Annotated in this window: 21 protein-coding genes and 1 riboswitch; of the genes, 17 read left to right on the top strand and 4 right to left on the bottom strand. The window is 34.9% G+C overall.

Translation table 11 applies throughout. The features are described from left to right. Positions 1 to 59: 59 nt before the first annotated feature. The 7 genes from flgM to DES36_RS00865 all read left to right on the top strand — a co-directional run bounded on the left by flgM (position 60) and on the right by DES36_RS00865 (position 5,056). Positions 60 to 356, top strand: a complete 297-nt coding sequence (flgM, locus tag DES36_RS00895) for a flagellar biosynthesis anti-sigma factor FlgM (RefSeq protein ID WP_113919337.1) — start codon at positions 60 to 62, stop codon at positions 354 to 356. Continuing rightward, complete coding sequence (locus tag DES36_RS00890) at positions 349 to 720, top strand: flagellar export chaperone FlgN (protein ID WP_113919336.1); 372 nt, start codon at positions 349 to 351, stop codon at positions 718 to 720. Before flgM ends, DES36_RS00890 begins: the two co-directional genes overlap by 8 nt. A 9-nt stretch (positions 721 to 729) precedes the next feature. Further along, on the top strand, positions 730 to 2,172 hold the full coding sequence (gene flgK / locus DES36_RS00885; protein WP_113919335.1) for a flagellar hook-associated protein FlgK: 1,443 nt from the start codon (positions 730 to 732) through the stop codon (positions 2,170 to 2,172). A 3-nt stretch (positions 2,173 to 2,175) separates the two neighbouring features. Continuing rightward, a complete protein-coding gene (flgL, locus tag DES36_RS00880; RefSeq protein ID WP_113919334.1) occupies positions 2,176 to 3,087 on the top strand; it encodes a flagellar hook-associated protein FlgL in 912 nt (303 codons plus the stop codon). A gap of 155 nt (positions 3,088 to 3,242) precedes the next feature. Beyond that, a complete protein-coding gene (gene fliW / locus DES36_RS00875; RefSeq protein ID WP_113919333.1) occupies positions 3,243 to 3,686 on the top strand; it encodes a flagellar assembly protein FliW in 444 nt (147 codons plus the stop codon). A gap of 1 nt (position 3,687) precedes the next feature. Then, a complete protein-coding gene (csrA, locus tag DES36_RS00870; protein ID WP_113919332.1) occupies positions 3,688 to 3,906 on the top strand; it encodes a carbon storage regulator CsrA in 219 nt (72 codons plus the stop codon). Between the two features lie 547 nt (positions 3,907 to 4,453). Next, entirely contained in the window at positions 4,454 to 5,056 is a 603-nt protein-coding gene (locus tag DES36_RS00865) for a hypothetical protein (RefSeq protein ID WP_113919331.1), read from the top strand. Positions 5,057 to 5,219: 163 nt separating this feature from the next. Here DES36_RS00865 and DES36_RS15255 read toward each other — a convergent pair whose 3' ends face one another. The 3 genes from DES36_RS15255 to DES36_RS00850 form a co-directional block, all read right to left on the bottom strand. After that, positions 5,220 to 6,044, bottom strand: coding sequence for a methyl-accepting chemotaxis protein (locus tag DES36_RS15255; RefSeq protein WP_113919330.1), 825 nt, complete (start codon positions 6,042 to 6,044; stop codon positions 5,220 to 5,222). A gap of 203 nt (positions 6,045 to 6,247) precedes the next feature. Then, positions 6,248 to 6,427, bottom strand: a complete 180-nt coding sequence (locus DES36_RS00855; protein WP_113919329.1) for a type II toxin-antitoxin system antitoxin — start codon at positions 6,425 to 6,427, stop codon at positions 6,248 to 6,250. Positions 6,428 to 6,436: 9 nt separating this feature from the next. After that, on the bottom strand, positions 6,437 to 7,450 hold the full coding sequence (locus DES36_RS00850) for an SPFH domain-containing protein (protein WP_113919328.1): 1,014 nt from the start codon (positions 7,448 to 7,450) through the stop codon (positions 6,437 to 6,439). Positions 7,451 to 7,974: 524 nt separating this feature from the next. On the opposite strand from DES36_RS00850, the gene DES36_RS00845 reads away from it, so the two are divergent. Continuing rightward, positions 7,975 to 8,658 carry a DUF3298 and DUF4163 domain-containing protein gene (locus DES36_RS00845; RefSeq protein ID WP_113919327.1) on the top strand — a complete coding sequence of 228 codons (684 nt, stop codon included), beginning with the start codon at positions 7,975 to 7,977 and terminating at the stop codon, positions 8,656 to 8,658. 259 nt (positions 8,659 to 8,917) lie between these two features. Here the strand turns inward: DES36_RS00845 and DES36_RS14685 are convergent, their stop codons facing one another. Beyond that, positions 8,918 to 9,079, bottom strand: a complete 162-nt coding sequence (locus tag DES36_RS14685; RefSeq protein WP_170128123.1) for a hypothetical protein — start codon at positions 9,077 to 9,079, stop codon at positions 8,918 to 8,920. Between the two features lie 373 nt (positions 9,080 to 9,452). Here DES36_RS14685 and DES36_RS00835 point away from each other — a divergent pair, with 373 nt between their 5' ends. From DES36_RS00835 to fliF, 9 genes are all read left to right on the top strand, one after another. Beyond that, entirely contained in the window at positions 9,453 to 10,778 is a 1,326-nt protein-coding gene (locus tag DES36_RS00835; protein WP_113919325.1) for a flagellin N-terminal helical domain-containing protein, read from the top strand. 419 nt (positions 10,779 to 11,197) lie between these two features. After that, a complete protein-coding gene (locus DES36_RS00830) occupies positions 11,198 to 11,566 on the top strand; it encodes a flagellar protein FlaG (protein ID WP_113919324.1) in 369 nt (122 codons plus the stop codon). A gap of 4 nt (positions 11,567 to 11,570) precedes the next feature. Continuing rightward, entirely contained in the window at positions 11,571 to 12,965 is a 1,395-nt protein-coding gene (fliD, locus tag DES36_RS00825; RefSeq protein ID WP_113919323.1) for a flagellar filament capping protein FliD, read from the top strand. A gap of 387 nt (positions 12,966 to 13,352) precedes the next feature. Next, a complete protein-coding gene (fliS, locus tag DES36_RS00820) occupies positions 13,353 to 13,715 on the top strand; it encodes a flagellar export chaperone FliS (RefSeq protein ID WP_113919322.1) in 363 nt (120 codons plus the stop codon). Further along, the gene (locus DES36_RS00815) at positions 13,700 to 14,071 is read left to right on the top strand and encodes a hypothetical protein (RefSeq protein ID WP_113919321.1); all 372 of its coding nucleotides are present in this window, start codon (positions 13,700 to 13,702) and stop codon (positions 14,069 to 14,071) included. The genes fliS and DES36_RS00815 overlap by 16 nt, the downstream gene beginning before the upstream one ends. Positions 14,072 to 14,294: 223 nt before the next feature. Further along, a riboswitch (cyclic di-GMP riboswitch) is annotated at positions 14,295 to 14,372 on the top strand. A 264-nt stretch (positions 14,373 to 14,636) separates the two neighbouring features. Then, positions 14,637 to 15,023, top strand: coding sequence for a flagellar basal body rod protein FlgB (flgB, locus tag DES36_RS00810; protein WP_113919320.1), 387 nt, complete (start codon positions 14,637 to 14,639; stop codon positions 15,021 to 15,023). A 351-nt stretch (positions 15,024 to 15,374) separates the two neighbouring features. Continuing rightward, the gene (gene flgC / locus DES36_RS00805) at positions 15,375 to 15,809 is read left to right on the top strand and encodes a flagellar basal body rod protein FlgC (RefSeq protein ID WP_113919319.1); all 435 of its coding nucleotides are present in this window, start codon (positions 15,375 to 15,377) and stop codon (positions 15,807 to 15,809) included. Positions 15,810 to 15,996: 187 nt separating this feature from the next. Beyond that, positions 15,997 to 16,359 carry a flagellar hook-basal body complex protein FliE gene (gene fliE, locus DES36_RS00800; RefSeq protein WP_113919318.1) on the top strand — a complete coding sequence of 121 codons (363 nt, stop codon included), beginning with the start codon at positions 15,997 to 15,999 and terminating at the stop codon, positions 16,357 to 16,359. 29 nt (positions 16,360 to 16,388) lie between these two features. Then, entirely contained in the window at positions 16,389 to 17,984 is a 1,596-nt protein-coding gene (gene fliF, locus DES36_RS00795) for a flagellar basal-body MS-ring/collar protein FliF (RefSeq protein WP_113919317.1), read from the top strand. The last annotated feature ends 11 nt before the right edge of the window (positions 17,985 to 17,995 follow it).

Below are 17,995 nucleotides of genomic sequence, written 5' to 3'. Positions count from 1 at the left end.
TATTAAATTATACTCAACAATTCCGATATTAATATACAAAGGTACAAGGAGGATATTTTATGAAAATCAATCATTCTCATAGTCGTTTTATAAGCAATAATCCTTATAAAACACAAGAGCAACGTGAACAGACGACAAATATAAAAAAAGAAAAGAATATTAATATAGAGATTTCGGACTCTGCTAAGTCTTTAGCCCAAAAAATCAATCAAGCGGAAGGTAGCAAGTATGGTGAAAAGGTAGAAGAGATTCGAAAGGCCATTCTCGAAGGCTCCTACAAGGTCTCACCTGATAAAATTGCAGATAAAATTATGAATGCAATAAAAAACCAAAAGGAAAGTGGCAATAATGAATAGTACACAGGAATTAGCCAATCATTTAAAGTCCATTTTAACATTATTACATGAAGAAAAAGAAGCATTGATTCACAATGATGGAAATGCAATTGCTCAAATTGTTGAGAGTAAAAAAAGTTATATTGAAGAATTATCGAATTTAAAAGGCTTAGATATACAAGATAACAATAAAATTATGGCTATTATAGAGCAGATTAATGAATTACAAGAAACGAATTTGCTTTTGACAAAACAAGCCCTTCGTTTTCAAAATAATTTATTAGAGAGTATGTCAAAAAATGTTCAAGGCAGTACAAATACGTACTCTCCTAAGGGGAGCTATGAGTCAAAAAATACAATCAATTTAATTGATCAATCAGTATAGAGGTGGAATATGGGAGGAATTTTTAGTTCATTTAATGCGGCAAATAAAGGTCTTATAGCTCAGCAGACAGCACTCCAGACGGTTATTCACAATATTTCTAATGCTAATACAGAAGGCTTTTCGAGGCAAAGGGTAGATTTAAAAGCAGATATAGCTTCTAACTACACAGGAGTAGGGCAGCTGGGTACAGGAGTCAAGATGGAGTCTATTGTTAGGCTTGTAGACGATTATGTTTCGAAACAAATCAGGCAAGAAAATGGCACTCTAGAACAGTATACAACAAAAGCTCAGGTTCTAGACCAGCTAGAAGTCATCTTTAATGAGCCCTCAAAAACGGGACTCAATTTTAATTTAGGAGAGATGTTTGATAGTTGGCAAGAGCTTAGTTCAAATCCTGAAAATCTTTCATCGAAAACCATCGTTGTAGAAAAATCTAAAACAATGACGGATACCCTAAAGCACATGGCAAGTCAAACAGATTCTTTGATTGCTGAGACAAAAGGACAAATTGAAAAGAATGTACAGGATATGAATTCTATTATCAAACAATTGGATTCTTTAAACAAACAAATATTTAATATATCCCTAAAAGATCAAATTCCAAATGATTTATTAGATCAAAGAGATTTGCTGTTAAGAGATTTGTCTGCTACTGCAGATTTTAAGGCTGATTTTGATACCTATGGTCGTGTAGCAATATCTTTTAATCGTGAGGATTCAGGCTTTGTAGAAGTACTCAATACGGAAGGTGCAAAAAATGTAAATATAAATATCGATGATTCTTCTATTTCAATCTCTGTTGGAGAAGATAAAATCGCAATAACAGTAAGCTCAGGGCAAATAAAAGGGAATACAGAAGCTATTGAGGAGTTAAAGAGTCGGAGAGCAGAGTTAAATAATTTTGCTAAAACAATGGCAGATGCTATAAATACAGTTCATACTGGAGCAGATCCAGCAAATGATTTGTTTTTTACATTTGAAGATGGCGAGTTTGATGCGGCTACGATACAAGTAAATGATAAAATTCAAGAAGACAATAGCCTAGTGCGTACAGGAAAAGCTAGTGATTCGCCAGAAGGAGATGGCTCAAGAGCTTTGGCCATAGCTAGACTTCGAAATACGAAGCTTTCTTTTCAAGAAGGTGCGACTATAGAATACGATATAGATACCATGACGATTAAGAATCAACAGGGTGGTATCACCATTGAAGGAGCTTATTCAGATATCGTCACTAAAGTAGGTATTTCAAAAGAACATGCAGACAATATGGTATCCAATCAAGGAGTCCTTTTAGATCAATTAGAGCAGAGAAGAGAATCTACCTCTGGAGTCTCTATCGATGAAGAAGTGACAAATTTAATTAAGTATCAAAAGTCCTATGAGGCAAATGCCAGAGTGATTTCTGTATTATCTGAGATGCTTGACACATTAATCAATAGAACCGGGGTGTAAGGATTGCGAATAACAAATCAAACATTAAATAAAAATTACTTAAGAAATCTCAATAAAAATCTTGAAAAGATGAAAACGTATCAAAACCAAATATCTTCTGGACAAGAAGTATCTAGACCCTCAGACGATCCTTTGTTGGTGTCAAAGATTATGTCACTAGAAAATAATATTTTGCAAAACGAACAATACAATACAAATATAAATAATACATTAGGTTGGGTGCAAACTCAGGATACAGCATTAAGCGATGTAACAAGAACCCTCCAAAGGGTGAGAGAGCTGATTGTTTACGGTTCAAATGGTACATTGTCAGATACGGACCGAAATGCTATAAAAGATGAGGTACAAATGAAAATTGGTCAGTTAGCAGATATCTTAAATACCAACTTTGACGGTAGGTATATATTTGGAGGGCAAAAAACGACGGAAAGTCCATTTGACGAAAATATGAACTATATAGCAGGGGACGACAACAACGTGACAAGAGAGATTTCTAAAGGTGTTACAATAGAGATTCCTACTGCTGGAAGCCAAATCACTAAGTTAGACAGTAATTACAGTCTTAGTGATGAAGAAAATAAGGACCTGGGCACATTCTTGGAGAATGTTGTTAGCGCATTAAAAGATGGAAGTGCAGATACCCTTTCAAAAAACTTATTAGCAGATATGGACCAGCACCTAGACAATGTAATCCGAGTTCGATCTCAAATTGGTGCAGTATACAATCGATTAGAATCTGCAAAAGATCGAAATGAAACAGAAAACTTAAACTTAAACAGTCTATTATCCCAAAGGCAAGATGTAGATGTAGCTGAAAAATACATGGAATTTAGTAATATGAAAGCCGTATACCAAGCATCGCTTTCTGTAGGAGCGCAAATATTACAACCGAGTTTGCTCGATTACTTGAGGTAAGGTGAAAGTGGAAGGCGGAAAGCGGAACTTTTTAGCTTGTTTTGACGAATATTGCTAAGAGACAGCCAATAGTTGATTATGATTAAAGGGAAAACGTAATGCCTCTGGTATTGTTTTCGCTACACAAATATAATGATTGAATAATGAGGTAGTTTATGCAAATAGAAACAAAATACTTAGGACAAGTTGATATAATAGAGGAAAATATTAAATATTTTGAAATGGGAATTTTAGGGTTTGAGGATGAACATGAATTTGTGTTACTCGAAATTCCTAATAATGATCACTTTTGTTTTCTTCAGAGTATTCATACCAGTTACATTGCCTTCTTAGTCGTAAATCCTTGGGATTTTTTTGAAGATTATGATGTGGAAATTCCTGATGAAGAACTGAAAAAGCTGGGGATTCTTCCTGATCAACAAAATCAAATGGCTATCTATAGTATTGTAACTTTAGGTGATACTCTAAAGGAAAGCACTGCTAACCTCCTTGCACCTGTTCTTATTAATTTAGAAGATAAAAAAGGAAAACAATTTATTCTAAACGATTCGCTATATGCTACAAAACACAAATTATTTCCCCAAGAGATAGGTGAATGATATGCTCATACTCAATCGAAAAGCAGGAGAAAGTATTATTATAGGGGAAAATATTGAGATAAAAATACTAGAAGTAGTAGAAGGAAAAATAAAAATCGGAATCGAAGCACCAAAAAACGTGAACATCCTTAGAAAAGAAGTACAAGACGATGTAAAAGCTGAGAACAAGGCATCTATTGATTCAAAGGTGAACGTATTAGATATACTGAATAAAGTTTGATAAGGTGGTAAGGTAACAAGGTGGTAAGGTGGTAAGGTAACAAGGTGGTAAGGTGGTAAGCAAAAACAATAAGCCACCACTGGTGGCAAAGGTTTTGATTACAATATAGAACAAAGAACTTCGAAAAAGAGCTACCTACGGTAGCCTTTTTTGAATTCAAGCTCATCTTTGTACGAAAAACGATACTAAGAGGTTTAATTCTAAATTCTAAATTGTAAATTCTAAATTGTGCGCACAGCACACCCCCCCGTCATCCTGAGCGCAAGCAAAGGATCTTGACCCAAAAGGAATACCCTAACCCTAGTGACTTAGGACGAATGACTAGAGACTAAAATGCCAAAGGCACTTTTTTAGATTCAAGCTTATCTTTGCATAAAAACTATACTAAGAACGACTAATCCATTGCAATCACTATCAGTGGCTAGAAAGATGATTACTGGTTGCTGTATTTTGAACCTAGATAGTGATATAATAAATATCTAAAGATATTTTAAAATAATTTTCAAATTCACTTTCTATTTTAAAGGTGAAATTTCAGGAGGAAATTATGCAAGTTCAAATTAATGAAGAATGCAAAATAACAGTAAAAAATGACTCTGATGAAATCTTAAAAACCATATACGACAATACCATTGTAAAGGGAATCAATATAAATTATCTAGTGGTAGACGGGCTTCCTGTATACAACAATTTTCCACAATTTATCGACAATAATGTGAAAGTCATAAAAAAGATACAAGTAATCACCCAAAGCATACCTAATCTCATTAAAAGTACACTATTTAGGACAGAAACATACATAAAAGAACTGCTAAAAACATTAGAATCCTTTATAGACAAGCATGAAGAAATGACAAAGAATAGCGCACAAGAATTTACTAATATATTAATCGAAGACATATATCTCATTCAACAAACCCAAATCTACATCAATGCCCTAGTATCCGAAGAAGACACCATAAGAAAATACAGCCTATGGAAAATCTATACCACCCAGGTAAAAAAATTATCGGAGTTAGGCATATCCTTAGAAAAAGCAAAAGACAAAAATATAGAATTCATTCAGATATTTAAAGATATTTTAAATGTATTGGAAGAGATAAAGAGGGCTGCGGAGTTTATTGGAAGCTATATTGTTTTGTGTGGTTGAACGCTGATCGCTGGCCGTAGGCCTCGTCATCCTGAGCGCAAGCGAAGGATCTTACATAACATGTATACTTTTCATGCTTATTATAAACTCAAGGACCACTAAGAGCCACCAACGGTAGCAAAACCTTGATCGCTGATGGCTGGTCCCTGGTGGCTATCTTTATTTACAGCTTTTCCGCTAAATTATGCATAATCTCCGCAGAAGAATTTAGCTCTTCTATGGAAGCTGCAATTTCCTCTAAGCTTGATGCTTGAACTTCGAAATTTTGATTAGAGTCTAAAATCCTATTATTAAGGTTATTTATGGAGTTAGACACATTTTTTAATACATCATCGACTTTTTTAACAGATTCACTAGTAGAACTAGATAATTTTCGAATTTCCTTCGCTACTACATCAAATCCCCTACCATATTCCCCAGCTCGAGCTGCTTCAATGGCGGCATTAAGCCCTAAGAGATTCGTCTGTGAAGAAATCTCCTGGATGAAATTTAATATATTATTGGTATCCTTAGTCTTATTAGTGGATTCCTGTACAATATTTACCATTTCCTGATTGCTATCTACTACTTGCTGAAGATTTACATTTAAATCACTAATGGCCATAGTGATTTGCTCTAAAGAAGATTTAATATTTTCTGCAGCGTTTTGAACCTCTTGTTTACGTTTTAAACTTTTTGCCATAAGTAAATGACCTGCAATTTTGCCATTTTCGTCTTTGATAGGCAAATTGTAAGATTTAAATTTAGCTCCATTCGCTTCAAAATCTCCAATAAATGGTTCTCCGCTTTTAACTGCATCTTTAACCGCTTGGATAATAGAGTCTCCCACTTGACTTTTTAAAGGAACCTCCTCAACATCTCGAACTACTCTGTAACATTCTTCATCTGTAATATATATTGCCGTAGGTTCGTCCATTAATATTGGCAGGTAATCAATTACAGTATGGAATGCATGTAACACTTCGTTGTTAAAAATCTTTTCACTCATTTCATTCACCTCTAGTGATAATATCGGCGACTTGTTTGATTTGTTAAGATAAAATTAAGTGTAATTACAAAATAATATTTATATGAAGTATTTCATAATTATATCCGCATAATTCTAAACGATATAGTCTAATTTTTTATTGACTAATAGTCATCGGAGCCAACTGCGCAAAAAATGATTCAAGAAGAAGTCAAAAATCCATCCTATTCGGATGGATTTTTGGTTTTGCTTTTCTTGCGTTGCTTTACGCATTCGTGTAGCAAGTATTCAATTTGACCATTTATAGAGCGAAAATCGTCTTCTGCCCACTTGGAGATCTCTTCCCATAGATGTGGAGATAAACGTAGCAGCAATTGTTTTTTTGTTTTATCGTTTTTTTCCATGTATTACCTTCAATATAGTGATCCACTATTGACGATTGGTTGAGCATCTTTGTTTCCGCATAAAACGACTAACAAATTGCTCACCATAGCTGCTTTTCTTTCTTCGTCAAGTTCTACAATATTATTTTCATTTAATTTAACTAATGCCATCTCCACCATGCCTACTGCTCCTTCTACAATCATCTGTCTTGCATCGATTATTGCAGAGGCTTGTTGTCTCTGTAGCATAGCTGCTGCAATTTCTGGAGCATAGGCTAAATGGGTGATTCTCGCTTCCATTATCTTTAATCCAGCTACTTCTACTTTAGACTGTATTTCTTCTTGTAATTTTAGTGATACTTCTTGGCTACTCCCCCTTAGGGTTTTTTCGTTATCTTCACCAAAAGTATCGTATGGATAAAGGCGCACAATGTTTCTTAGGGCTGAATCACATTGGATAGAAAGAAACTCTGTGTAATTGTCTACATTAAATACTGCCTTAGCGGTGTTTTCTACTTTCCAGATTACTACAATACCTATGATGATTGGATTGCCTAATGCATCATTTATTTTTTGTCTTTCATTATTTAAAGTCATAGCTTTAAGAGAAATTTTTTTGTTGGAGATGTTTGGTTTATTAATGTTTACTTCTCCAACTCTTGTTTCTACTGTGGAATCTACGGATAAATTACCAGTAGTCGTATTGTTTGTCGCTGGATTTAGAGCAGTTACAAATGGATTGACAAAATAGAAACCTTCTCCTTTTAATGTGCCGTAATACTTTCCAAATAAAGTTAAGACTAATGCTTCATTGGGTCTTAAAATTTTAAGACCCGCGAATATTATTGGGCCAATAATAAAGAAATAAAGCATGCTAAGAGTAGGGAGAATAATTTGAAATATCCCATTCATAAAAGATATGCTGCAGATCAATAAGATTATGGATAGAATCATCAATGCAATATTCAGTAATAAAACACCCATTCCATTTTGCGTTTTCGGTAGAATCTCATTTTCAATAAATTTATTTTTCTCCTCGACCATAATTAAAAACCTCCATTGATATTATTTTGATATCATTATTATATATTAATAGTATAAATATGGCAATAACTCCACACAAAGTAAATAAGAAAAGATAAGAATGGAAGATAATTCTCCCATTTAGCTACTACCAGTGACTAAAATGTTAGTTGTTAAAAGCTAGTAGCTTTTTGAGACCCTAACTATTACCCCAGTCATCCAGAGGCTTTAGCCGAAGGATCACACATATTTAAGTATGAAGTCAAAAATTCTTCTTGATGACATTCAAGTAGGGCAGTATTTATTTTTATTAAATTGACCACCCTATCTCAAATTCTTTAAAACCTAATAAATCAAAAAGTCCCATCCCTGGTAAAACTCGTATCTATTAACTGTAAAGTATTGGAGTGAAAAGTCACCGTCAGGATATGCCTAAAGATAGATTAGCATCTTTACAATTTGAGCATATGATGATAATAAGCTTATATAAGAAAGGAAGAACAACTATCTAATACCTTGCATTAGATATTAAGGGAGGTTTGTAAATGAGGAAACCGAGATGTTTTGCCACTATCAACATGCGAGAAATTAATTGCAAATTTAAGCATGATGACATTGAAATACTGACACTTAATATTAAATATCCAATAGTAAATGTTTATAACAGTCCACGTGCAGAAGAGATGATAAATAATCAAATTAGTATGCAAGTTAATGAATACATCAAATATGCTACAAACACACTTTATAATCAGGCAATGAATACCTATATAGATTCACTGAAAAACAATTTTCCTTTTCATGGTTATGAAGCTTATATGGAATATACAATAACTTATAATGGCAACTGCTTTTTAAGCCTTTATGTCGACAAATATGAATTCACGGGAGGGGCACACGGAAACACGATAAGAACTTCAAACACATGGGAATTATGCACCGGAGAAAGTATTTATCTCTATTGTTTCTTTGAGCCTCATACAGATTATACCCATATGATTATACAGGAAATAATAACACAGACCGGAGAAAACTTAAAAGAAAATCCGGGAATTTACTTTGATGACTACAAAGACCTAATTATAAAAAATTTTAATCCCTACAGCTTTTATATGTCATCTAATGAAATAACCATTTACTATCAGCAATATGATATAGCACCATACTCAACAGGCATTGTTGAATTCACAATTCCATATGTAAAAATAGGGTGGTTCCCGTCCTGTTAGCTATGTGTAAACTAATTCTTTCAAGAGTCGCTGCCCTCTCCAATGATGGATTTAAGCTCCTAAACAGAAAGGACAAATATAAAAATCTCTTATCTAAATTATTAGAAGAGATCCAGGTAGCGTAACAATACAAATATAAGATAACAAGTCTAAATCAATAATTATTTATTAATATCGTTCATTAAAGAAGTATGGTATATTTGCCATGCTTTTTTTGTCTCTATTTTTATAAAATAAGATGGCAGTGGTATTGTGTTTTTTAGTAGGTTTCGTTTTTATATGGTGGAATGGCTAAATGATGCATGTAAACAGTAAGAACTTGAGACATGTCCCCTGAAGACTTTAGCAATTCATTGTTGAGCATCTCGAGACTTTTTATACGGTTTAAAAGTTGTTCTCTTGAAAAGTTTGTGTAGTCCATTACTTGATTCTCCTTATTTTTTATTTATAATTTGAATAAGCATTTCGACAATTTTTGAATCAAATTATGTTCTAGCACCCTTTTAAGAAGTTCAAGGGCTACTAATTTTTGATTTTTTTAAGATAGTAGATAGATATTTGCAAGAAAAGATCTTGATCTTCATATTCTTTAATTGAGTTTTCTTGTGTCTGACCAACTAAAAAAAATTCCACTAAATTTAAAATAGATTTCGCGGTAAGAAATACGAAAAAATTATTTCGCCCCCTATTAACTCCCCCCAAAATCCTCCGATATAAACATCAAGAAGCAAATATCGCGATGTTTCTTTAAAAAACGGCAAGGATGCCAACGAAAATTCAAGGAGGAATTACACATGAGAATTAATAACAACTTATCAGCAATGAACACTTATTCAAGATTAACAAGCGCTAACACTGCAAAGAGCAACTCTTTAGAAAAATTATCTTCAGGTCTTCGAATCAACAAAGCTGGGGATGATGCGGCAGGTTTAGCAATCTCAGAAAAAATGAGAGGCCAAATTGGTGGGTTAAATCAAGCTGTACGAAATGCACAAGACGGTATTTCGTTAATTCAGACTGCGGAAGGTGCTTTAAGCGAAACTCACTCTATTCTTCAAAGAATGAGAGAACTATCCGTACAATCTTCAAATGATACCAACACATTAGATGATCGAAGAGAAATACAAAAAGAAATTGAACAATTAAAATCAGAAATTAATAGAATTTCAGATTCCACAGAATTTAATACTCAAAAATTGCTCAATGGTAGTTTAGGTGCAGTAGGAACATCAAGTGATAAAACAATTGCAGATGTTACAAGTGCAACTGGGTTAAAAGTAGGGAAATATGAATTAACAGTCACTCAAGAAGCTACACAGAGTACTAACACATTTACTGCACCTACTGATTTTACTGCACTTACTAATGATTTCTCAATAAATGGAATTAAAATTGATTTAACAGGAGTAACTAGTGCAACTGATTTTGCAGATAAAGTCAATGCACAAACAGAGAAGACAGGTGTATCAGTAGATAATAATGGTGAGGTGTTTACTGCTAAAGCGTATGGTTCAAGTGCGGAGGTAGTTATTGGAGGTACTGATTATACAGGAGGTACTTTTGTAGCTGGAGACAATGTTGAAGTAAATATCAGTGATGGTGATATGGTAACTGAAGAACTAAAAGGTGTTGGTCAATCAGTAATTTATAGAGGTGCCGAACTAGAAGTAGCTGGAGCTGATAGTGATACCGCTACAATTAACGTAACAAAAAGTGGTGCAGCGTTACATATCGGTGCTAATAAAGATCAAAATATGTTAATAGACATTAACGAAATGAGTACAAAAACACTCGGTAGTAGCACTAATAAAGTTAAAGATATCGACGTATTAACACAGAGTGGTGCAAATGAAGCTATTGCAACACTAGATGAAGCTATCAAATCAGTATCAGCTGAAAGATCTAAACTTGGTGCTACTCAAAATAGATTAGATCACACAATCAACAACTTAACTACAACATCTGAAAACCTATCTGCTGCTGAATCACGTATTCGTGACGTAGATATGGCTCAAGAAATGATGGAGTTCACTAAGAACAATATCTTAAGCCAAGCAGCTACAAGCATGCTTGCACAAGCAAATCAAATGCCACAATCTGTACTTCAATTACTTCAATAATAGTTTTTAAAATAAGCCGACTGTTATGCGGTCGGCTTTTTTTAAAAAGCTGAATGCGGAAAGCGGAAAGCTGAAAACATATCTCGCCTAGGGGCGAGGTAGTGTAAGATCCTTTGTCGCAGGCTCCTCAGGATGACATGAGTAGTAGGGGTGGCTTTAATTGGCATACATAGTTACTATTAGTAATCAAAGGTTTTACTTAGAACTTACAACATAAAACTTAGAACTAATGTGCTTTTAATTTTGCGAAGAGAATTTCCAAAAGTACTTTTCGCAAAGCGAAAAGTTTCAATAATTGTTCAATGTTCAATGTTCAATGTTCAATGTTCAATGTTCAATGTTCAATGTTCAATGTTCAATGTTCAATGTTCAATGTTCAATGTTCAATGTTCATTGTTCATTGTTAAAGGGGTGTTTTTATGATTCATATTACTCGACCTATAACGCAGACTCAAAAAACCGTACCAAAAACAGAAGACAAGTCTTTAGATAATCATTTAAGTGAGCGGAAGGCTCCTGAGCTAGTGGTTTATTCTAAGGAACAAGGACAAGCACGTGACTACAGCCGAGAGGATTTAGAAAGGGCTGTAGAGGATAGTAATGAGTTAATATTTCGAAATGAAGAGCAGTTTAAATTCGAAATCCATGAGCGAACCAATCGCATTATGGTAAAGCTGGTCAATACACAAACCGATGAAATCATCAAAGAAATACCTCCAGAAAAGATATTAGATCTTGTGGCAAATATTTGGGATTTGGTTGGTATTTTAGTAGACGAAAGGGCGTGAAATAATGGCAGGAATTAATTTTATAGGGTCTTATTCTGGGATCGATCAGACGTCGATTGATAAGCTTATGGAAGCGGAAAAATTGCCTTTGGTGCAATTATCGAATAAAAAGACAAATCTTACAGCAAAACAAAATGCGTGGAAGGATATTAATACGAGGCTAAATTCTCTAAATAGTAAACTTAGTGCATTAACGAAAACCGATACTCTTAATGCAAAATCTTCTACTTCTACGAATGAAAATACTGTTTCTATTACGGCATCTAAGAATACTTCTGTAGGAGATTACAAAATACATGTAGAGCGATTGGCGACGAGCACTAGTGTTCTTTCTGGAAAAATTTCTTTACCTGAGGGTGGGATTACCAAGGCTTTAGATATAAGTGGTACTTTTACTATTAAAAACAGTGATGACAAAAGTGTAGATATTACGATTGAAGCAGGGGATTCTCTAAGTAAGATCACCAGTAAAATTAATGATGCATCAAAAGACACAGGTATCAGCGCAACGATTATTGACGATCAGCTCTATCTTACAGATGCAAAAACAGGTAATCGTGCCATCACATTATCAGAAGCTGAGGGTAGTACGGTCTTAGGAAAACTTGGTCTGACTACAGAGGCAGGTAAGAAGGTTGAAGAAGGTACTACTGCAAAGTTTACCATTAATGGAGTAAGCGTAGAGCGAAATTCCAATGAAGTGAAGGACGTTTTACAGTATACAACCATTCATTTGAAGAATACCCACGAAGAAGGAAAACACGATACGGTCAAAGTATCATTAGACACTTCCAAGTTATCTGGTGCCATACAGGATTTTGTAGACCAGTATAATTCTACTATGACTTTTATAGAGGACAAGCTAGCAGCAGGAGATCCTAAAATACCAGGTAGTGGAGGAACTTTGGCAGGAGATAGTACATTAATGAGGCTTCATTCCTCTCTTCGTAATCTGGTGACTTCTACTATAGGTAATGAAAACACGACGATTAAAGATATTTCGGAACTAGGGGTCACTACCATAGATAAGTTTGGTAAATTGCAATTTGACTCTAGTAAATTGACCGAAGCTTTAGAGAAAGACCCACAAAATGTAGCGAATTTCTTTAATAGTAAGGACAGCAAAGGTGAAGAAAGTGGTTTTGGCGTACGATTAAATGATTACATTAATTCCTATATTACATCTGATAAAGGGATTATCAAAGGCAAGACAGAAAGTTTAGAAAAGACCTTAGAAGATTTAAACGATCAAATCGACCGATTTAACCTCCGAATGGAAAAGAAACAAGCCCAATACATAAAGATGTTCACCGCCTTAGACGTAGCCATGATGGAAGCAGAGAGCCAGATGAGCTGGTTGGTGGGGCAGATTGATGCGATGAATGTGAGTAAGAAATAAGGTGGTAAGGTGGTCAGCAAAACCGTCTTAGCCACCAGTGGTAGCTTAATGGAGGAACGATGAGGGCGCCGTTCCCTATGCATTTAGATGCAGGAGGTAAGAAGTTGGAAGTGGGAGGCTAGGGTCAAGCTTTGGGGTCAAAGATCCTTCGTCGCTTGCGCTCCTCAGGATGACAAAGCAGTAGCTTAGATCTAAGGGGTGCAGAGACTTGTGTAATCACCGAAGCTAACTACCTCAGTCATCTTGAGCGTAGCGAAGGATCTTACACAATCTCGCCTAGGGGCGAGTTCCACTTTCCGCTTTTTTCGACTAACAACTCTGATTAGCTAGAGCACTAATTACTTTCAGAAACCTCATATATCAAATAACCGCATAAAGGAGAAAAAAATGAACCACGCTTATGCAAACAATGTATATAAAAATAATCAAATCACGACGGCACCTAAGAAAAAACTGTTGATTATGTTATATGATGGTGCTATAAAAAATTGTAAGTTAGCGGAGATGGCTTTAGAGAGTAAGGACTATGAAACGGTTAATACAAACCTAAAGAAAGCTCAAGATATAATAAATGAGTTTATGGTTACCTTAAATTTTGAAACAGGTGGAGACATTGCCAAGAATTTATACCAGCTTTATGAGTATATGAATTTTAAACTCGTCCGTGCTAATATTGACAAAAATCCAGAGGGTATTATTGAAGTGAAAAATTACCTGCAAGAGTTGAGAGACACATGGGCGCAGATTTAGAAAATTTACTTGACCGAAGGAATGAAATTCTAAAAAAGGTGATCGCAAACATTCAATCTTGGGACGGAGAAATAGAAACAGGTATAGGGTTGATTGAGGAGAATAAAATCGAATTTGATCAAGTCATAAAGATTACGGAAGCTGTCAAAGAAGAACAAGGCTCCTATGCAGAAGACGAAGTTTATCGCACAAATATTAATATTCTTTCTACAGCACAAAGAGAATTAATGGAATCCTTACAAAAGAAAAAGGCAAATTTGGTAGGAGCTATGAAACAAGTGAAAAAACGAAATAATGTAGTAGATAGTTATATATCTGTCAGTAAAAGAGCTATATTTATAGATAAGGATATTTAAGTATACGTAAAGTTTAAGGTATAAAATAAATTTGATTTCCAACATTCTAACACACAAACGTAGTTGTCATTAAAAGACGATTAAGGTAGAACGATAAATTAAATCTTATTCAAGTTAAATAAAACCAAAGCGCAAAGAAAATCCATGTAAAATCCATGTATTTTTTGCGCTTTTTGTTGTTAGATGTAAAAATTTGTGATAATATGTCATATAAAGATAATATGTACTATAATGGCAAACTTATCGAAAGGTAAGGACGCAAAGCTATAGGGCCTTCGCAAGATGGCAGCCAGTTGCTATATTTTTTTTGTCAATTTTTAGTAATATTGTAAAAGGTCTACTTTATTTTAAAATAGTCAACTTAACCTATATGTTTAATAGGGAGAATAAGAAAGCTTAAAAATAGAACTTACTAATAGACGACTAAACTTTTAAGTTTAGAATAATTTGTACTAAATTATTAACGATTGCTAACCAAAGTGGAACAGCTATTAAACAACTGTACAAGAATCGTTAGACTATTGTATAAAATGGGTATTAGAAACTGTATAAAAGGGGTTTTACAATGAGTAATTTTAGTTATGATTTGATCAAAAAAGGATTAGATATGTCCTCTTTACGTCAAAGAACCGTATCTAGCAATATTGCAAATATCAACACACCTGATTACAAAGTGAATAAAGTTCAATTTGAAGACTTACTAAAGACAGCCATAGATGAAAATGCAGTGACTTTAGAAAAATCTCATCCTAATCACTTTGGCATTGGGGAAGTAGAAGATATAGAACCTATTGTAAAAAAAAGAGAATCTACTTCTCTAAACGACAATGGAAACAATGTAGATGTCGATTTAGAAATGACCGAATTAGCAGCTAATGAATTGTATTACAATACATTAGTCTCTCAGTTGAATTCTAGGCTCGCTAATTTGAACTATGTAATTAATAAATAAGGTGGTCAGGTGGTAAGGTGGTCAGGTGGTAAGCAAAACCTTATAGCCACCACTGGTGGCTGATGTGAAGATCCTTCGCTGCGCTCTAGGATGACCGGGGAGTTGGTTAGAGGCGATTCTTCGTATCTCTAAGTGCCGAAGGCCCAAGCTCTTGTCTCAGTCATTCTGAGCACCCAAGCTCTTGCCTCAGTCATTCTGAGCACCCAAGCTCCTTGCTCATTCATTCTGAGCGCCCTAGCTCCTGCCCCAGTCATCCTGAGCGTAGCGAAGGATCTTTGAAGACTAGCTATTAGAGAACAAACAATATACTAAGACATTTTTAAAATGTTTTTAAAGTGAGGTTAGTTTAATATGTCAGTGTTTAACTCCATGCAAATTAACGCAAGTGGATTAGCTCTTGAAAGATTAAAGATGGATACGATTTCTACAAATATTGCCAATGTAAACACTACTCGAACAGAAGAGGGTGGGCCTTATTTGCGTAAAGACGTAGTCTTTGAAGAGAAATTAAGAACTGAAATCAGCAAGGTTACAGGACGTATGGAAAAAAAGAGCGCTGGTGTTAGAGTGGTTGGCATTGCTCAAGATGAGGAAAATCTCGAAATGGTTTACAATCCATCTCATCCTGATGCCAATGAAGAAGGATATGTTATGATGCCAAATGTAAATATGGTAGATGAAATGATTCATTTAATCAGCACACAGAGAGCATACGAAGCAAATGTAACTGCCTTAAATACCAGCAAGAGCATACTAAAAAAGGCCTTGGAAATTTCTAAAGGGTGATTTCAGGTTAGTGGAAAGTGGAAAGCTGAAAGTGGAAGAAAAATAAGCTGAGACAGGGGAGGGAACGGTGCCTCACCGTTCTATCACTAAGCCACCACCGGTGGCAAAAATGCTTTTCCTTACCACCTTACCACCTTACCACCTTAAAGCTTACCACCTTAAAAACAATAGAATTGAGGAAACGTAAATGAACATATTGTCTTTATACAATAGTATTCTAGCTAATACAAACCAAATAAGTTATGAGTCATTAGCAAGTGCCAATATACCTACAGTCAATAAAACAGATTCTACCATTTTACCGAGTGAAAACTCTTCTGTTGAAGGAATTTCTTCCTTTAAAGATATTATTAGCAATGAAATTGAAAAATTAAATAATACCCAGGTAAAGGCTGATAAATTAACACAAGATTTCATTACTGGTGAAGTTGAAGATTTGCATAGTGTTATGATAGCAACAGAAGAAGCCCGAATTGCCTTAGAGCTTGCCGTTCAAGTTCGCAATAAATGCGTGGAAGCGTATAAAGAAATCAACAACATGCAATTATAGTTGACTTGTAAAGGAGTTATTTTAATACGATGGAAAGATTTGTGGCAGTTTTAGATGGAGCAAAGAGTGGTTGGAACAAGATTGACAAGAGGAAAAAAGTCTTAATGATTACTTTTTTAGTAAGTATTCTTGCCTTTGTTTCTATCTATACCTATTTTACACAAAGAACAGAATACGTTACTTTATTTAGTGATTTAGAACTTAGTGATGCAGGAAATATCGTAAGTGATCTAGAAACGAAGAAAATGAAGTATAAATTAGAAAATGGCGGTAGTGATATCCTCATTGACAAAAAACAAGTAGATGAATACCGTTTGCAATTGGCAATGAATGCAATGATGCCTGAAAATTCCACCGGTTTTGAGATCTTTGATGATACGGGCTTAATGGCCACAGAAGAAGATCGAGAGATCATGTATCAAAGGGCTCTAACAGGAGAACTACAGCGTTCAATTATGTCCTTAGAGGCTATAAAGTCTGCAAAAGTGCACTTAGTGATGCCTGAAAAGAGCATATTTGAAAAAGAGGATAAAGAGGCTAGTGCATCTGTTATAGTAGATGTAAAACCCAATCAAAAAGTCACAAACGACATGGTCAAAGGCATTGCCTCATTGGTTTCTGGGGCAGTAGACAATTTGCCTGAAAAAAACATTCAAGTAATTGATTCAAAGGGCAATCTCCTCAGCGCATTTTTACAAGAAGATACTGAATTAAATGCAACAGATATTGCATCTGGCTATCAAGAAATAAAAAAACAATTTGAATCAGAGCTTGAATCCAATCTAGATGATTTGTTGGGCAGTGCTTATGGCAAGGATAAAATAAAAATATCCGTCTATGCAGATTTAGACTTTGATTCAGAAGAAAGCACAATAATCACATATCAAGAGCCTGTTCTTCGAAGCGAGCAAGTATCTGCTAGTGGAGATACTATTGAGATGCAAAATGCTACCGGTGGCAATATAGATGACAATGTAAGTAATGTAGTAGAGAGCCAACAGGGCAGCGGCTCTACTTATGAAAGAACTATAAATAATGAATTAAACTCTACCACAACCCAAAGGATAAAGGCTCCTGGAAAGGTAAATAAATTAACTACATCTGTTATTTACGATGGGGAGCTAGCAAATCGAGATATTCAAAGCATACAAAATATTGTGGCGTCAGCAACAGGATACAATGTAGAACGGGGCGATGTCATTACCGTTGAAGGTGTAATCTTTGACAAAACCAGTGAAAAACAGCTAGAAGAAGAACTACGAGCCATTGAATTAGAAGAATTAAATAATCGCAGTCTATTTGAAAAATACGGTGAGTACGTGATTTTCGCATTATTAAGTGCCCTTGGAATTGTGATATTAATAGCTCTCATTAGACTCATCTTCTCTAGGAGAAAACAGAAAGAGTTATTTGCTAATAGGGAACTAGCTCAAGGTCAATTAGCGATGGATTTGCAGCCTGAAGCAACAGCAATGGAGATGTTAAGGATGGCAAATGAAGAGGATACGAAACAATCTTTAAATATAGAAGTAAAAACAGATGCGAAGGAAGTAAAGGCGCAAAATTATGCGAAGGATAATCCAGAGATCGTAGCAGATTTAATCAAAACATGGATTCAAGAGTAAAGGTGGCGACA

Source organism: Alkalibaculum bacchi (assembly GCF_003317055.1).
In the GTDB taxonomy this organism is placed as follows: Bacteria; Bacillota; Clostridia; order Eubacteriales; family Alkalibacteraceae; genus Alkalibaculum; species Alkalibaculum bacchi.
This window is presented reverse-complemented; position numbering and strand designations above follow the sequence as displayed.

Coding starts and splice junctions, on each gene's coding strand:
- flgC (WP_113919319.1), top strand. CDS start 15,375: ATGTCAGTGTTTAACTCCATGCAAATTAACGCAAGTGGATTAGCTCTT.
- flgB (WP_113919320.1), top strand. CDS start 14,637: ATGAGTAATTTTAGTTATGATTTGATCAAAAAAGGATTAGATATGTCC.
- DES36_RS00850 (WP_113919328.1), bottom strand. CDS start 7,450: ATGGTCGAGGAGAAAAATAAATTTATTGAAAATGAGATTCTACCGAAA.
- DES36_RS14685 (WP_170128123.1), bottom strand. CDS start 9,079: ATGGACTACACAAACTTTTCAAGAGAACAACTTTTAAACCGTATAAAA.
- flgK (WP_113919335.1), top strand. CDS start 730: ATGGGAGGAATTTTTAGTTCATTTAATGCGGCAAATAAAGGTCTTATA.
- fliS (WP_113919322.1), top strand. CDS start 13,353: ATGAACCACGCTTATGCAAACAATGTATATAAAAATAATCAAATCACG.
- DES36_RS00855 (WP_113919329.1), bottom strand. CDS start 6,427: ATGGAAAAAAACGATAAAACAAAAAAACAATTGCTGCTACGTTTATCT.
- fliW (WP_113919333.1), top strand. CDS start 3,243: ATGCAAATAGAAACAAAATACTTAGGACAAGTTGATATAATAGAGGAA.
- fliD (WP_113919323.1), top strand. CDS start 11,571: ATGGCAGGAATTAATTTTATAGGGTCTTATTCTGGGATCGATCAGACG.
- DES36_RS15255 (WP_113919330.1), bottom strand. CDS start 6,044: ATGAGTGAAAAGATTTTTAACAACGAAGTGTTACATGCATTCCATACT.
- fliE (WP_113919318.1), top strand. CDS start 15,997: ATGAACATATTGTCTTTATACAATAGTATTCTAGCTAATACAAACCAA.
- DES36_RS00890 (WP_113919336.1), top strand. CDS start 349: ATGAATAGTACACAGGAATTAGCCAATCATTTAAAGTCCATTTTAACA.
- DES36_RS00845 (WP_113919327.1), top strand. CDS start 7,975: ATGAGGAAACCGAGATGTTTTGCCACTATCAACATGCGAGAAATTAAT.
- DES36_RS00865 (WP_113919331.1), top strand. CDS start 4,454: ATGCAAGTTCAAATTAATGAAGAATGCAAAATAACAGTAAAAAATGAC.
- csrA (WP_113919332.1), top strand. CDS start 3,688: ATGCTCATACTCAATCGAAAAGCAGGAGAAAGTATTATTATAGGGGAA.
- flgM (WP_113919337.1), top strand. CDS start 60: ATGAAAATCAATCATTCTCATAGTCGTTTTATAAGCAATAATCCTTAT.
- DES36_RS00815 (WP_113919321.1), top strand. CDS start 13,700: ATGGGCGCAGATTTAGAAAATTTACTTGACCGAAGGAATGAAATTCTA.
- fliF (WP_113919317.1), top strand. CDS start 16,389: ATGGAAAGATTTGTGGCAGTTTTAGATGGAGCAAAGAGTGGTTGGAAC.
- DES36_RS00835 (WP_113919325.1), top strand. CDS start 9,453: ATGAGAATTAATAACAACTTATCAGCAATGAACACTTATTCAAGATTA.
- DES36_RS00830 (WP_113919324.1), top strand. CDS start 11,198: ATGATTCATATTACTCGACCTATAACGCAGACTCAAAAAACCGTACCA.